This window comes from Alicyclobacillus acidocaldarius subsp. acidocaldarius Tc-4-1, from assembly GCF_000219875.1.
Lineage (GTDB): Bacteria > Bacillota > Bacilli > Alicyclobacillales > Alicyclobacillaceae > Alicyclobacillus > Alicyclobacillus acidocaldarius_A.
Genome location: NC_017167.1, coordinates 604985 through 620669, shown reverse-complemented (window position 1 = coordinate 620669; position 15685 = coordinate 604985). Strand labels below are relative to the sequence as shown.

Here is a 15685-nt window from a genome sequence, read left to right as displayed (position 1 = left end):
AAAGGAGCCGGGATCGTGCAACTTGCCAAATTCTCCATTCGCCGCCCCGTCACCATCACCATGCTCATGATTGCGCTCGTCGCGGTCGGCGTCTTTGCGCTCCTCCACCTGCCGGAAGAGCTGTTTCCGAAGCTGAACCTGCCCGTGGCAGCGGTGGTCACATCGTGTAACGGCGCCTCGCCGGAAGAAGTGGAAAAACAGATTTCCCACCCGCTCGAGCAGGCGCTCGAGGGGCTCTCGGGCGTGAACCTCATTGAGTCGCAATCGACGGCCGGAAGTTCGCTCGTGATTGTGGAATTCAACTACGGCGTCAATCTGGACGAGGAACTGAACCAGATGCGCAGCCTCGTGAACCGGGTTCAGCCGGAACTCCCGTCCGACGCCACGACGCCGCTTGTGCAGCAGTTCGACCCCAACAGCCTGCCCATCATGCGCATTGCCGTGTACGGATCGAAGGGCGTTTCCCTGCAGACCGTGTCCGACGCGGCGACCAACGTCGTAGAGCCGGCCATTGAGCGGCTGAACGGCGTTGCGGGCGTCCAGGAGGCGGGCGGGCTCGTGCGCCAGATCACCGTCGAGGTGGATCCGGACAAGCTGAAGACGTACCATCTGAGCATCGAGCAGGTGGTGAATGCCATCGCCGCCAACAACCTCTCGGCGGACGCCGGGCAGGTCCAAAAGGGCAATCTCCTCATCCCCCTCCATGTGAACGGGGAGATTGGATCCGCATCTCAACTTGGAGATCTCGAGATTCCGTTGCCTCTGCGCGGCGACGTCAGGCTCAAGGACATCGCTCAGATTGAGGACGGCCATGCGCCCGTCGAACTCGTGAGCACGGTGAACGACGCGCCGGCCGTGACCCTGTCCATTTCGCAGGCGTCCGACGCCAACATCGTGCAAGTCTCAAACGGCGTGTGGCAGGCGCTCCCGTCCATTGAAGCGCAGCTGCCGCCCGGCGTGCACCTGGAGGTGCTCACGGACGACGCACAGCCCGTTCGCGACACCATCCACACCGTGGTCAACCACACGGTGCTCGGGTTCATCTTCGGGATCCTGGTCATCCTGCTGATTCTGCGCAGCGTTCGCTCCACCATCGTGGTGGCAGTGGCCATCCCCATCGCCACGCTGTCGACCTTCGCGCTCATGGCCGCTGCCGGGCTCTCCATCAACTCCATCACGCTGGGATCGCTCGCGGTGGGCCTCGGCTCGCTCGTCGACTTTTCCATCGTCGTGCTGGAGTCCATCTTCCGGTCTCGCCAGCGCGGCCTCCGCCCGATGGAAGCTGCCGTGATCGGCACCGAAGAGGTGGGCCTGGCCGTATTCGTGGCCGCGTGCGCGCAGATCAGCGTCTTTGCGCCGTCCATCTTCGTACCGGGCATCGCCGGGCAGTTTTTCAAGCCGCTGTCGCTCACGGTCTCGTTTTCACACGTGGCCGCGCTGTTCGTGGCGCTCACCTTCACGCCGATGCTCGCGTCGCGGCTTCTCAGGGGCCGGCGGTTCGACGAGCCGGATCGCCTGCCGGGTCGAGACGCGCCCATGCGCTGGTACGCACCGTTTGACTGGTCCGCGCGCTTCATGCACGGGCTGACGGAACTGTACCGCCGCCTGCTCGCCTTCAGCCTGTCGCACCGGAAGACGATTTTCACCGTTACGGCCCTCATGTTCGTGGCGAGTGTGGCCATGGTGCCGAAGATCGGTTTTGAATTGGTGCCGAACGTGGGCGAAGACGAGATGACGGTGAGCGTGCAGACGCCACCCGGCACCTCGCTCGCGGCGACGGAGAAGGTGACGAAGCGCGTGGAGGTGCTCGCCCGCGCGCATCTCCACGGGATTCAACAAATCGACGCGCAGATCGGCGGCAACTCTTACGCCGCGCTGCCTGCCACCAACCAGGCTACGCTCACCGTGCGGTTCGAGAATGCCGTCTCGAGCCAAGCGGTTGAAACGATGACGTCGCAGTTCAATCAGCTTGCCCAATCCATTTCGGGCGCCACGGTCACCGCGGCTGCGGCGTCCGCCAATGGCTCAAGCGGTCCGGCGTCGGATCAGATATCGGTGGAGATTCAAGGGCCTGACGTCGCCGAATTGACGCGGCTCGCGAATCAGGTGGCGGCGGCCATGCACCGAGTGCACGGCCTAGAGGACATCCAAAATGGCGCCACGGCGGCCATGCCCAACGTCACGTTGACGCTGGATCCGTCCTCGCTCGCGGAATACGGACTCACAGCGCAAGCCGTGGAGAGCGTGCTGAAGGCGGACGTCGGCGGGCAAATCGCCTCGACATACGACGTGAACGGCAACACCTACAATATCGTCGTCGAACTGCCGCCGAGCTATGCGCAGAACCTGAACCACCTGCAGGATCTGACGGTGGAGAATCAGGCGGGGCAGATGGTCCCGGTCACGAAGCTCGGCACCGTCTCGAACGGCTCGGAGCCGCCGAGCATCACGCACATCAACGGGGTTCGAACCGTCGAGGTGACCGCGACGCCGTACGGCATCACGCAGGGCCGCGCGCAGCTGGAACTCGTCAAGCAGCTGAAATCGATTCGCGTTCCCGAAGGGTACAGTGTGGGGTTCGGCCAAGGCGGGGCCTTCCTCCGCCAGACGATGTTCGACATGCTGTGGGCGTTCCTGTTCTCCGTGGCACTTTTGTACATGCTCATGGCGAGCCTATTCGAGTCCCTGCTGACGCCGTTTGTCATCATGTTCTCGCTGCCGCCGACCTTCATCGGCGCGGCGCTCGGACTCACGCTCACGCACCGATCGCTCAACGTGGACTCGGCCATTGGCGTGATCATGGTGATGGGCCTCGTCGCGAACAACGCGATTGTGCTGGTGGACTACGCCAACCGGCTGCGCCGAGAAGGCAAGCCTCTGCGCGAAGCGCTCATGGAAGCTGGGCCCGTTCGACTGCGCCCCATCCTCATGAGCACGGCGACGACGGTGCTCGCCATGCTTCCGCTCGTGATTGGCTACGGAAAAGGCGCGGAGACGCTCGCGTCCATGGCCACGGTCATCGCGTTTGGACTGACGTTCTCCACCCTGGTCACGCTGCTTTTGGTGCCCGCGGTATATATGGCCATCGCAGGCAAGCGCGACGAACAAACGGAGGCTGCCCCGGCGCGCCATGCGCCGTGAGCAGCCTCTCTTCATGGGACGAGATCGACCAAAACGCCCATCTCGCGCAAGTGATGGAAAAACGTTGGGCACGTCTTTGACACGCAGCCCGGATCCTCAATTTCAATGCCCTCCGCGCGCAGCGCGAGCACCGAAAGCGCCATGGCCACGCGGTGGTCGTCGTAGGACGGAAGCACCGCGGGCTGGGGCGCGCCCGGGTACACGACGACGCCGTCTTCCCGCTCTTCGGCGCGGACGCCCACGCGCGCGAGGCTCTCGACGATGACCCGGATGCGGTCCGACTCGTGATGCCGGATATGACCCACGCCGGTGATTTCAATCGGCCCGTCCGCAAACGGCGCGAGGAACGCGAGCGTCAGGGTCTGATCCGACATCTCCTTCATGCTGACGGAGAAACCGCCGCGAAGCTTCTCGGGGCCTCTGACCTCGATGCCCGCAGGTGACGACTCCACCTGACATCCCATCTTCGCGAGCACGTCGATGAAGTGAACGTCGGGCTGGCGCGTGTCGCGCGTGAGATTCGTCACGCGCACGCGGCCGCCCGTCACAGCCGCGGCGGCGAAGAAGTAGCAGGCCGTGGACGCGTCCGCCTCGATATCGCAGGAGCGGCCGCGGTAGCCACCCGGCTCGACCGAGATGACGGCGAGATCGTCCGCAGCCGCGCACGTCGCGCCGAACGCCCGCATCATGTCGAGCGTGATGTGGACGTAGGCGTGCTGGACAATGTGATCCACGATGCGCACGCTCACCGGCGCGCGCGCGTAGGGCGCCGCGATGAGCACCCCGCTCACAAACTGGGACGATTGCGCGCCCGACATCGCGACCTCTCCGCCTGCGAGCCCTCGAGCCCTGAGGCGAATGGGCAGCGTGTCCGGGCGCTCCAGCGGCTCGATTTCGGCCCCAAGCGCCCGCAGGGCCCGAAACAGCTCGCCCATCGGCCGCTCGTTCATCCGCCTGCTACCGCGGATTTCATACTCGCCCGTTGAGGCTGCGAGCGCGGCCGTGAGAAACCTCGCCGTCGTGCCGCCCGCGCCGGTGTAGACGCGCGCGTCACTTCGCGGAAACTGCCCGCCGCAGCCGGTCATGCGCACGACGTCTCCCTCCACCTCAACCGGGACGCCGAGCTCGCGCAGCGCCTCGATGCACCAATACGCGTCGTCGCTTCGCAGGATGCCCGACAACACCGACTCGCCCTCCGCCATAGCGGCGATGACGAGCGCCCGGTTGGTCACGCTCTTCGATCCCGGCACGCGCACGTCCGCGTCCACCGGGCCGCGCACAGGCCCCACCCGCGCGAGCCTGTATCCCCCGAGCGCCCAGGGCGATCTCGCCTCCAGATCCGCCGCCTGCCTCGCGTCCGCCATCACGGCACCCGCCGAATCTTCTCGGCGATGGGCGTGCGCGGCTTTGCGGGCGGCACTTCCTCCGGATAGCCCAACCCGATGATGTTCGCAATGTCGTACTCGTCCGACACACCGAGCACCTGGCGCGCGTGCTCCTGCCAACCGATGGATGTCCAGCGGATGCCCGCGCCGTGAGCCTCCGCGATGAGGCTCAAGTTTTCAAGGAAGCACGCGACGGCCATCAGGTTCTCATCGCGCTCGATTTGCGAAGCGCCCCGCTTGCTGAGTACCGCGAGGACGACCGGCGCATCGCCAAAGTTCGCGCCGTGGCGCAGATTCATCCTCGCTTCCGGCCCGACGACGATGATCTCCCAGGGCTCGGTCATCTTGTGGTTCGGCGCGTTCGTCGCCTCCTGCAACCAACTCATCCACGTCGCTTCATCGATAGGATCCGGCTTGAACTGCTTGATGTGCCGGCGCCCCCGAATCGCCTCCAAAACCTCCATGCGCTTCCCTCCCGTCTCACTGCGATCCTGCGGCTCGCGCCGGTCGCCGCCACGCGGACAAGTCGCGATGGATGAGCGCCTCGAGCCGCTCCACGTCCGGCGCAAAAAAGGCGGTCAGCTCTTCCCGAAGGTCGGGCTCCATTTCCATCCGCCCGAGCACCATCGACTTCGCCTGGTTGCCCAACCGCTCGCGCACCGCCGCCGGAATGAACGGCTTGACGATTTCCTTCAGTGCGTTCGGCTTCGCGATGAAGTTGTAGAGCGCTCTCGATTTGGGCACGCCTGACTCGTTGTGGCGAATCGAGGTGTCTGGAACGAACTCCGTGGACACGCCAAGGAACGCGCAGCAATCCCGAACCACCTGGACGGGATCGCGCGCAAAATCCGCAAACAGGATGACCTTGACCTGATCTCGCCCGAACACGTCGAGATACCGCTTGACCTGCGCCGCATACAGGCCGACGGCACGATAATACCACAGCGGCTCGTAGTGTTGCCGGATCCGCTCCTCTTCCTTGGCGAGCGACTCGCGGAACGAAAGCGTTTCTCGCTCGTCGCGGACCAGGTGCATGTAGGCCGAAAAGGCGCGATCGACCGGATTGCGCAGCATGATGAGGATCTTGGCGTCGGGGTACGCGTCATAGATGCGCTGCGCCGTACCAGGATAGAACAGGTAAAACACCGATGCCTCGCCGACGGCCCGCTCACCACGAACGCCGTCAAACAGTTTGAGGTACGCAGCCTCATCGCGAATCGTGTACAGGTTCATGCCCTCGTCGCCGGGGCCCGTGAAACGCTCGGGAAAATCAGGGATGGAGAAGAAATGCGCCTCTTTCTTTGGCGGAATGTAGATGTCCGGGTGCTGGCTCAAATAACGATCGAGCGAGCTCGTGCCGCACTTCGCCGCGCCGACGATGAAGAAATTGGGTCGCGTCACGTCCATCCCCTACCTTTCCCCGGCCGCCCGCTCGCCCGCGGCGCCGTCCCGCAGACCCAGGTGGCCCGTTTGTTCAAGGTGATGGAGAATGGACTTGACGCACTCGTGGATGGGCATGCAAGCCGTCTTCACCACGACATCCGGGGCTAGCGGCGGCTCGTATGGATCGTCGATCCCCGTAAAACCCTGGATTTCCCCCGCCAGCGCTCGCCGATAGAGCCCCTTCGGATCGCGCGCCTTGCACACCTCGACCGGGCAGTCGACGAAAACCTCGATAAACTCCCCTGGCTCAAATAGCGCGCGAGCCGCCTCCCGATCCCGCCGATATGGCGAAATGAGGCTACAGATGGCGATGACGCCCGCATCCACGAACAGCTTTGCCACCTCCGCCGCCCGGCGGATGTTCTCTGTCCGATGGTCGGCCGAAAAGCCGAGATCGCGATTGAGCCCGTGGCGGAGGTTGTCCCCGTCCAGCAGATACGTCCGCACGCCTCGCTCGTGCAGCGCGAGCTCCAGCGCACAGGCGATGGTCGACTTGCCCGCGCCTGACAGACCCGTCAACCACACCACACAGCTCGAATGCCCGTTCAATCGGCGCCTGTCCGCCTTCGTCACCGGCGTCGGCTGCCACACAATGGTGCTCATCGCTCACCCTCACTTCATGTGTGTCTCCCCCAACAGACGCTCCATGCGAGCCGCGAGTTTCGCGACGACTTCTTCACTGGAGTACGCCATGGGCACGGGCACGGAAAATGACTCGCCGCGCTGGTACGCGTCCATCAGCGCCACCATCACCGACGCGATCCCGTCCACGTCGCGCGGACTGACGACGGGATGTCCCTCGGCGCGAAGGATGTCCGCGGCGGTCCCTTCCACGTCCGTAATACCCAGTATCTTCCTTCCTGCCCCCAAATAATCGATGAGCTTCGAGGCCAAAAACGGATTGCGGCCCGTGGCCGATGGCGCATCGATGAGGACGAGCACGTCCGCCTGCCGCATGCGCGCAAGGCTGTCGAGATACGACACCCGTCCCTTGCGAATCGGGATGGGCGCCCGCGCGACGAGCGGTTCAAACTTCGACTCGACATTGCCGTAGAACTCCACGGCCACGCGTTGTCGCATGTCGGGCCGCGCGGCCAGGGCCTTTTCGAGCCCCGCAAGAAACGGCTCCGGCGAACGCTGTCCATAGAAGTCGCCGAGGTACGCAAAGAGCAACTTGTCCGCGATCTCCGCCGGGCGCTCCACGCGCTCCGGGTAAAGCTCTGGCATGAAGTGATGAGGCAGGACCATCGACTTATCCGCGACGGGCACGTGCGGATACAAATGAATGTACTGCTCGAGGATCTCCTTCGTAGGAAAGATGAGCGCGTCCGCCTTGGCGACGACCGCCCGCTCATTCGCCTCGTCGAACGCCTTCCGCCTCGGCGTGCGCCCCGCGTGGTACGGATTGTGTGCCCAAGGATCGCTGAACTGGGCGATCCACGGTTTCCCCGTCCGCAGCTTCCACCGGAGCGCGAGCAAATGGCTCGCGCCCGGCTGGGATCGGCTGTAGAGGAGATCGACGGGCACCTTCATGGAGGCCGGCGCCTGCCTCGCCCACAGCCACGCCTCGTCGGCGAACCGCCCAATGATCTTCTCGAGCGCGCGGCGCGGCTTGTACGCGGACGGCATCCAGGTGGGAAGCCGCTCCACCTCGATGTCGTCCGGAAGCGTGAGCGTCGTATCGGCCGACGGGACGCTCGCCGTGACGAGGCGCAGATGAAACCAGGTTCTCAGCACCTTGAGCGTCTTCCACACCAGAATCGATTCGGCGTTTAAGACGGGCGGCGCGTGGTACGAAATCACCGCGACAGTCGGTTTTCCAGTCGGCAACGGATGCTCCCCCTGTCCGAAAGATAGATCCGTAGTATAGCGAAACGCTCCGCGTCCGGAACTCACGCCCGCGGCAATCGCGCAATCGATCCGTCCGGCACCTCGAGAGACGGCCGCGCGTACAGGTACCCCTGTTGCCACGTGTAACCAAGTTCAAGCAGGGCCTTTGCTTCCTCGGGCCGTTCGACACCCTCCGCCAGCAGGCGAATGTCAAGCGATTGGGCCACCCGAGCGAGCCCCTCCGCCACGCGGCGTTTGGCCGGATCGCGGTCGACGTGATCGACATATTGGCGATCCAGCTTGACGACATCTGGCGAGATGGCGCGCAGCATGTTCTCGTCGCTGTATCCTTCGCCGAAGTCGTCGAGCGCGTAGCGCACGCCTTTCGCGCGGTAGAACGCGAGAATGGCCCGCAGATGGGCGACATCATCGACGCGCTCCGTCTCCACCACCTCAAACACCAGCCTGGATGGGTGGACGGCGTACTGCTCTGCGGCCGCGAAGGTGGACTGGAGGCAATGCTCGGGCACGTAAATGGCGGTCGGGATGAAATTCACAAAGACGTCCCAGTCCGCGGGCAGCCGCCTCGCCGCCGCGATGGCCTCAATCCGACAGGCGCGATCGAGCGCGAAGAGCCGGGATTGTTCGCGGGCCGCCTCAAAGAGCGCGTGCGGCGAAACGAAGCTTCCGTCCGGGGCCGTGGCACGCACAAGCATTTCACAGGCGACCACGCTCCCCTTCGTCAGGTCCACAATCGGCTGCATGGCCATTTGGATGCCGCGCCTAGCGAGCAACTCGTCAATCCAGACGGAAGGAAGCTCTTCGACGAACGCGTCAAACGGGCGATCCGTCGCATCGGCCCCGTCAGGGCCTGTCAATCCGACCCTCCACGAGCTCGTATCGAAGAACGCTTGCCAGTACGTTGCGCGAGCTACAAACACATCGGGCGGCATGGAGACCGTCGACGCGCCAGACCAGCGGACTGCGCGCGCAGACGCGAGGGAACGCAGGACGCCCTCCACATCTTCCTCGGGAACCTTCAGCGTGACGCCACCTTGCCCAACCTCACATCCAGGACACGACATCTCGAAAACCTCCGCGCAATCAAAGAATGATGCCCTTCGCCCGTAAGTTTTCGAGACAAGCGGCCAGATACCTGTCGTCGTGCTCAGGATAAATGGGCGACGACCGGGAATAGCGGGAAGAGTCAACATCCGCCAGCGGCGCGCGCTTGCCGCGGTAGCGCGGGTCCCACCACGCGGGATCCACGCGGTACCCTCGGCGCTCCATCTCCTCCATGACGAGCCGGTGATACTGGACCAGGTACTCGTACGGATGCTGAAAGACGTAATTCACCGTCGCGTGGGGTCGATTCCAGCCAAGTCCACGCAGGGCACAGCATTCCCGATGCTGGCCCAACAGCTGCGCGCGCGGCAGCTTCGGAATCAACGCCTCATGCCAGAGTCTCACGATCACGGACGCCCTTTCATAAGGCGGCCAGAGCGCTGTTGAGGGGCATGGAACCCTCTTCGTCAGCGTACATGGCCAACCTCGAAAATTTCTTGAGGAATTTTTGAGATTCCAAGTTCTTCTGCGCGCCGTGTGCGAACCGGCGCTCCGTCTGACCCGTTCAGGTGCCGAAGGGCGTCGTGGTCTCCTCCGGCGGGCCGGTGCGAGGAAGATGCCAATTCCAACGAACGGACAGCATGCGAAGCGCGGCGACGAGGGCAAACAGCAGATATTCTTCCCACGCCGTCCGGATGAGCCCGAGCCCCACCGCGGCGCCGGCCAGCATCGCCCAAATGGCGTAGATCTCGGCCTGAAAGACGAGCGGCTTGCGGGAGGCGAGGAGATCCCGGATGAGCCCGCCCCCAATGCCTGTCATGAGCGCGGCCACGACGGTGGTCACGAACGTGCTGTGCGCCCGATACGCGTACATGGCGCCTTCGACCGCGAACGCCGCCAGGCCGATGGCGTCGAAGAAGCTGACGATCCGCCGAAAGCGATGCAGAAATCCGTAGGGCAAGATGAGGACAGCCGTGATGGTCAGGGCAGCCGTGACAAACAGGACGGGCTGGTGCCAGATCTGCGCCACGGGCAACCCGACGATGAGGTTGCGAATCATACCGCCGCCGAACGCGGCGACGAACCCGAGCACATACACGCCGAGCCAATCATACCGCTCTTCGGTCGCAACGATGGAACCGCTCAGGGCAAACGCAATTGTTCCTATGACGTTGAGCACACTCCATACGATGGGGCATCCCTCCCACGCCTACATCGTACTCGATTTCAAATGGACATGCTGCTACGCGACCGGCTGGTGAGCTCCCGAATCCGCTCCTTGAATCGCTCGACGGTTTTCGGCCCGAGCCGAGGCGTGGCATTCTCATCCGCACCCTTGGCTAGCGGTTGGTAACATCCAACCCCCGCAGCGGACTTTCACCGCCTAGCTATCGCCCATGCGGGCGCACCAATCAAAAGGCGCGGAGTCCTACCCCGCGCCTTTTCTACATGATTTGCGATGTGAGAATCTGTCACTTCACATGAAGTGTGACCGAGCTCGAGACTCCGCTCTCGCCGACCACCGAGACCTCGAGCGTCAACTCCGCGCCTGTCTTCCCCAGATCCTTCGGCAGTTTCAGCGTGTCGGTGAAGTTTCCGTTGCTGCCGGTGCCGACAATCTGCTGAGCGAGAACCTTCTTTTCGCTGTTCGTCAGCGTAATCTGAACGTCCTTTTTGGCCAGGTTCGCGGAGACACGGCCATCCACCTTCAGCGCGCCGCCTGCCATCACGCTCGTGCCCGCGGCAGGAGCCGTTAAGGTCACGGACGACTTGGCCGTCTCCGCCGCCTTGACGGACGACTTCGCCTCGGTCTTGTTCTCCTTCTGATTCGAAGCGCTGGCCCCCTTGTGGTCGTGCTTTACTGTGACGGCTGTACTCGCCGCACCACTCGATGCCGTGTTGTTCGCACTCGCGGTTGTGCCACAACCTGTCACAACCATAGCGGCTGCCGCTGCCACGCCCAACACGTACAGGATGGATTTGCGGTTCATACACCCATCTCCTCTTCGTTGTTGTTTTTCGAGCGCCGCGCATTCTCGACGCCCAAGATTGAATCTGCCACCCGGCTCTCAAAACCACCTCACATGTAATCGCTTGAAAGATGAAGGTTTTGTGACGTGCCCCGCGATGGTCGCCAGCACGCCACGCCCGAGGATCCGCTGGATTTTCCGAAAACAAACAGCGCCCTGCCCCCACATGGGAGTAGGACGCTGTTTGGAGAAGCTTTGTGTCTTCGCGTCAACGAGCTTCGTCAAGCGCCTGGATGACGGCTTTCGCAGCGCTGATGCCCGACTGCGGGTTTTGCCCCGTGATAAGATTTCCATCTCGTTCGACGTGATCGGACCACATCGGCTGGGCCACGAACTGCGCGCCAAGCTCGCGCAAGCGCGTCTCCAACATGAAGGGGACCTTGTCGTCAAGCTTGACGGCGCGCTCCTCCTCATCCGTGAACGCCGTCACACGTTTGCCTTTGACGAGCGGATCGCCGTTCGAGAGCCGCACGTTGACCAACCCAGCCGGACCGTGGCACACGGCGGCGACCACTTTCCCCGCCTCGGCAAACGCCCGGATGAGCGCTTGGAGTTCCGCGCTGTTTGGGAAATCAAACATGGTGCCGTGACCACCGGGCAAGAAAATGGCGTCGAAATCGGACGCAGAGACCTGAGAGAGCGGAACGGTCTGCTTCAAGACCTCAACCGCCTCAGGCCACTGATGAAGTTCGCCGTTCTGCACGCTGCGCTCATCGATGGGCGCCTGACCACCTCGAGGGCTGGCCACCGTCACCTCATAGCCGACCTGCTTAAACTCCGTATACGGCTCGGCAAATTCGGACAGCCAGAGCCCTGTCGGATGCCCGTCCGTCATCTTGTCTGCACTCGTGACGACCATCAGGACTTTCTTGGCCACACGACTCACCCTTCCTTTTTTAATGTCACTTACATCTTACAAGTTTCATGCCCGAGGCGCAAATTACTCCAGACCGCGCTCACCGCGCATCGCGGATCTCGCACTCGCGGGCAGCTTGAAAGCCCACAAACTGAGAGATCACGTAAGTGCACATGCGGCGCACACCGACGCAGCCAGGGCCCAAGCGCTCGCCCGAGGAACCCACCTAATACCATCCAGACCGGCGTGATGGCTTCTGCACATGAGATGTCGCGGCAAAGGCCCGATTCAGTTCCGATCCGGCGAGGCGCATCTGGAGCCACGTCTGCACCAGTTCGCGCGAAGGATGAACCCAAAGAGCAGCGAAGCAGCGGCAGTCGCGGTCAAAATCCAGGATATCACCATCACGTTCAAGTGATGCACCGAACTCATAGGAACACGTTGAACCCTGAAACAAAGGTGAAGGCGACATTGACCAAACCATTGACGAATAAGACCCTCCCCGCTCCGTCCTGCCCCTCGAACCGCCATCGCCACAGATCACGCGCGCGAGCGCCAGCCAAACGAGCCTCCTGACGCTCGCCGACCGGTACTTGCAGGGCCACCCACACCACCATGGCCATGATCAAGAACGACAACAGATCCAATCCCAGCGCGGCTCGCAACCTCAGGTGCGCGATGACAATTTTCGCCATCCACGGTCCGACGAGTCTCGCGGCAGATTCCATCAGCTGAATTTCCGCGTTCGCCTGCGGGATCTGGTCGCGATCGCGCAAGAGCGCGGTCAGGGAAAATCGATTGACCCGATTCACGATGGACGCGAGGTGGAGAACAAAGATGGAGCATACAAAGATGAAGGGAAACAGTGACCTGATGGACAGGGAGGCGATCACGCCGAAGATGGCGGCTGCCTGCGCGGCGTGCACCGCGCGCATGACCGCTTTTCGACTGTGCCTCTCTGTTAGGTAGCCTCCGAGCGGTGCACCGGCCCAGTTGGCCACGTACTGAACTGCATTGGCAAAGGACAGGAGCGACGGCCCGTATCCCATGCCCTGAATGATCAACGGCAGGGCCACCAAGAAGATCTTGTCGCCGACACGGAAGAAAAATCGTCCAGTGAGAAACGCATGAAACGCATCCACACGAGGTCGGAGTCTCACTGGGATCCCCCTCCGTCAGGTGAGATGACTTCCGACCTCGAACATAATCGCCTGCCGCATAGAAATGATGCAATTTTCATAAAGAAACAAACAATGTTTGCACGCAAACAGCCCCGCCTATGTGGCAGGGCTGCCTTTGGGTCAAAGCTTCTTGTGGAGCGCACGCTCAGGCATGGTCCTCAATCTTTCAAGAACGATCGCTGTACTTTCTTCCCGTCATAGCTGAAGATGACGTCACGCCCCTCGACGACGGTCTGCAGGTGAACGGGCCGGCCCCATAGGCGGTAAAAGTAGGGCAACACCTTTTCTAGATGACGGAGATCCAGTTCCATCCCTTCAAACGCGTGACGAATGAGCAATTCGCCGTTTCGGCGATAATCACCATCCTCCACGTACAGCACGGGGATTCCGCCGTTGATCCGCGAAGCGACGAGCGCATCTCGCACCTTTTCCCAATCTTTCTCCACCACACGCCAGTCGTTTCCCACCTTTTGATACACGTACAGGTCAAGTTTTTCAATGAGATCCTTGGTCAAGTAGTTGCGCAAGAACGAGACGTCCGTCTCCATCTCGCGCACCTCGAACATCTTTTCCCGTCCCTCGCCCGGTCGCCTTCCGTACCGCTCCTGCTCCTCTTTCGTCGGTTCATTCCATCGCCGCTCAATGTCCTCCCAGATGGCGAGACCGACGTGATAAGGATTGATGCTCGTTCGAGAAGGTAACACGACGCTCGAGTGCATCTTGGCGAACTCCACGGCCTCTTCGTCCGACAGATCCATCTCCCGCATGATGCGCAGATGCCAGTAGGTCGCCCAGCCCTCGTTCATGATCTTCGTCTCCAGCTGAGGCCAGAAATAGAGCATCTCTTCGCGCAACATCGAGAGGATGTCGCGCTCCCATTCCTCGAGGGCGGAGCTGTGCTCGATGATAAACAGCATGACGTCCTTGTTGAGCACGCGCGCAGGAATCGACTCCTCCTCCGGCTCTGGCAGAGGACCATCCAGCGCAAACAAATCGTCATAAGGTCCTGGCTCCCGCGCCCTACGGGGCGGCTCTGCTCGTTGGCCCAAACGCTGGCGGTACATGCGCTCCTTGGCGACGCGGCGCGCATTGCGCCCTTCCTCGGAAGGATCCACGTGTTCCGCGATGGCGAGGCCCGCGTCCAGCAACTCCTCCACGCGGCGCCTGCCGTATTCAAGTTCGTAACGATAAATTCGCTCGGCGCTCGACGCCATGCGCTCGACCATGTCTCGGGACGTGTGTCGGAACGCCGCATTGTTTTTGAAGAAGTCGCAATGCCCGAGCACATGTGCACACACCGTCTTGTTTTGTAAGAGCGTGTTTCCGTCGAGCAAAAAGGCGTAGCACGGATTCGAATTGATGACGAGTTCGTAGATCCGACTCAGACCGAGATCGTATTCGAGTTTCATTTTATGGAATGTCTTTCCAAAAGACCAATGGTGGAATCTGGTTGGCATTCCGTACGCTCCAAAGGTGTACAGCACATCGGCCGGACACACCTCAAACCGCATGGGGTAGATGTCGAGCCCGAACGCCCGAGCCAGATCCATCATCCGCTCAATGGCGCGCTCGAGCTCTTCCAACTCGCGATGGTTCATGCGCTCTTCACCCCTTGCTGCTGGGAAAAGAAGTGACGAAGCGCACCGTAGATCTCGGATTTGTCTCGTATCACGTACGTGCGAAACCGGGGAATCTGAAGCTTCCCGTATGCACTCATCAACGTCGACGAACGCGAGTACTGGTTCACCTCTGCGTACCCAAACATGCGCGAGACGCTGGAGAGTTCCTTCACCAATTGCACGCATTTTTCATTGTCCGACGTCAGGTTGTCGCCGTCCGAAAAGTGGATGGGATAGATGTTGTACCGCTCGGGCGGATACTCCCGGTTCACCATGTCGAGCGCATACTGATACGCGGACGAACAGATGGTACCCCCGCTCTCACCCTTGGTGAAAAAATACTCCTCGTCGACCTCATGCGCCTCCGTGTGGTGAGCGATGTACCGAATCTGGACGTTGGCGTACTTCGTCCGCAGAAACCGCGTCATCCAAAAGAAGAAGGTTCGCGCACAGTACTTCTCGAACAGGCCCATCGATCCCGACAGGTCCATCATCGCGAGAATGACCGCGTTCGAGTCCGGCTTAACGATGGTCTCCCACGTCTTGTAGCGCAGATCGTCCGGCGTAATGACGACGCGATCGTCCTTCTTCGCATGGCGAAGGGCCTGAAGCAAAGTCCGTTTCTTGTCAATGTTGGCCGTGATGCCCTTCTTGCGAACGTCGCGAAACTCGACGGTATCCACCACCATGTCCGCCTCGTCCTTTTCGGCGAGATCGGGAAGTTCGAGTTCGCGGAACAGCTCCTGCTGGATGTCGTCCAGCGTCACCTCCGCCTCGGCGTAGTCGACGCCCGGCTCGGAGCCGGCGCCCTCGCCCTGACCCGGCCCGGGTTGTCCATCGGTGTCCGGCTTGCCGCGGGCGACGAGATCGCCCACGGCCGTATCCCCGGATCCCGTGCCGACGTGTTTGCCTTTCTGAAAGTTGTACCGGATACGGTACTCTTCGAGCGAGCGGATGGGGATCTTGATGATCTGCTTCCCGTCCGACATGATCAGGCTCTCATCGCTGACGAGATCGGCGAGATGTTCGCGAATCGCCTCACGCACCTTTTCGCGATGGCGCTCTTGATCGATGTGCCCTTTGCGGTGGAGTGACCAGTCTTCGCGTTGCAGAGTGAATTCGACCACGGTCTCTC

General features: G+C 62.0%; 14 protein-coding genes. 1 reads left to right on the top strand and 13 read right to left on the bottom strand.

Features of this window, described 5'->3' with window-relative positions; translation table 11 throughout:
* The first annotated feature begins 15 nt into the window (after positions 1-15).
* Entirely contained in the window at positions 16-3141 is a 3126-nt protein-coding gene (locus TC41_RS02835; protein WP_014463471.1) for an efflux RND transporter permease subunit, read from the top strand.
* Positions 3142-3152: 11 nt separating this feature from the next.
* Here TC41_RS02835 and aroA read toward each other — a convergent pair whose 3' ends face one another.
* The 13 genes from aroA to yhbH all read right to left on the bottom strand — a co-directional run bounded on the left by aroA (position 3153) and on the right by yhbH (position 15677).
* The gene (aroA, locus tag TC41_RS02830) at positions 3153-4505 is read right to left on the bottom strand and encodes a 3-phosphoshikimate 1-carboxyvinyltransferase (protein ID WP_041694949.1); all 1353 of its coding nucleotides are present in this window, start codon (positions 4503-4505) and stop codon (positions 3153-3155) included.
* A complete protein-coding gene (locus TC41_RS02825; protein WP_014463469.1) occupies positions 4505-4990 on the bottom strand; it encodes a nitroreductase family protein in 486 nt (161 codons plus the stop codon). Before TC41_RS02825 ends, aroA begins: the two co-directional genes overlap by 1 nt.
* Before the next feature lie 16 nt (positions 4991-5006).
* Positions 5007-5933 (bottom strand): sulfotransferase family protein, encoded by a 927-nt coding sequence (locus TC41_RS02820; protein ID WP_014463468.1) that lies wholly within the window; start codon positions 5931-5933, stop codon positions 5007-5009.
* A 3-nt stretch (positions 5934-5936) separates the two neighbouring features.
* Positions 5937-6572 (bottom strand): adenylyl-sulfate kinase, encoded by a 636-nt coding sequence (cysC, locus tag TC41_RS02815; protein ID WP_014463467.1) that lies wholly within the window; start codon positions 6570-6572, stop codon positions 5937-5939.
* A 9-nt stretch (positions 6573-6581) separates the two neighbouring features.
* Positions 6582-7799 (bottom strand): hypothetical protein, encoded by a 1218-nt coding sequence (locus tag TC41_RS02810; RefSeq protein WP_041694948.1) that lies wholly within the window; start codon positions 7797-7799, stop codon positions 6582-6584.
* 62 nt (positions 7800-7861) lie between these two features.
* Positions 7862-8884: an EAL domain-containing protein gene (locus TC41_RS02805; protein ID WP_014463465.1), complete on the bottom strand. Its 1023-nt coding sequence runs from the start codon at positions 8882-8884 to the stop codon at positions 7862-7864.
* A 19-nt stretch (positions 8885-8903) separates the two neighbouring features.
* Positions 8904-9275, bottom strand: coding sequence for a TIGR02328 family protein (locus tag TC41_RS02800; protein ID WP_014463464.1), 372 nt, complete (start codon positions 9273-9275; stop codon positions 8904-8906).
* 154 nt (positions 9276-9429) lie between these two features.
* Positions 9430-10044 carry a trimeric intracellular cation channel family protein gene (locus TC41_RS02795; RefSeq protein ID WP_014463463.1) on the bottom strand — a complete coding sequence of 205 codons (615 nt, stop codon included), beginning with the start codon at positions 10042-10044 and terminating at the stop codon, positions 9430-9432.
* A 292-nt stretch (positions 10045-10336) separates the two neighbouring features.
* Positions 10337-10855, bottom strand: a complete 519-nt coding sequence (locus tag TC41_RS02790) for a hypothetical protein (protein ID WP_014463462.1) — start codon at positions 10853-10855, stop codon at positions 10337-10339.
* Positions 10856-11102: 247 nt separating this feature from the next.
* Entirely contained in the window at positions 11103-11771 is a 669-nt protein-coding gene (locus TC41_RS02785; RefSeq protein WP_014463461.1) for a type 1 glutamine amidotransferase domain-containing protein, read from the bottom strand.
* A 407-nt stretch (positions 11772-12178) separates the two neighbouring features.
* The gene (locus tag TC41_RS15600; RefSeq protein WP_237700013.1) at positions 12179-12910 is read right to left on the bottom strand and encodes an MFS transporter; all 732 of its coding nucleotides are present in this window, start codon (positions 12908-12910) and stop codon (positions 12179-12181) included.
* Positions 12911-13089: 179 nt separating this feature from the next.
* Positions 13090-14529 carry a SpoVR family protein gene (locus tag TC41_RS02775; protein ID WP_014463457.1) on the bottom strand — a complete coding sequence of 480 codons (1440 nt, stop codon included), beginning with the start codon at positions 14527-14529 and terminating at the stop codon, positions 13090-13092.
* The gene (gene yhbH / locus TC41_RS02770) at positions 14526-15677 is read right to left on the bottom strand and encodes a sporulation protein YhbH (protein WP_014463456.1); all 1152 of its coding nucleotides are present in this window, start codon (positions 15675-15677) and stop codon (positions 14526-14528) included. Before yhbH ends, TC41_RS02775 begins: the two co-directional genes overlap by 4 nt.
* Positions 15678-15685: the final 8 nt, after the last annotated feature.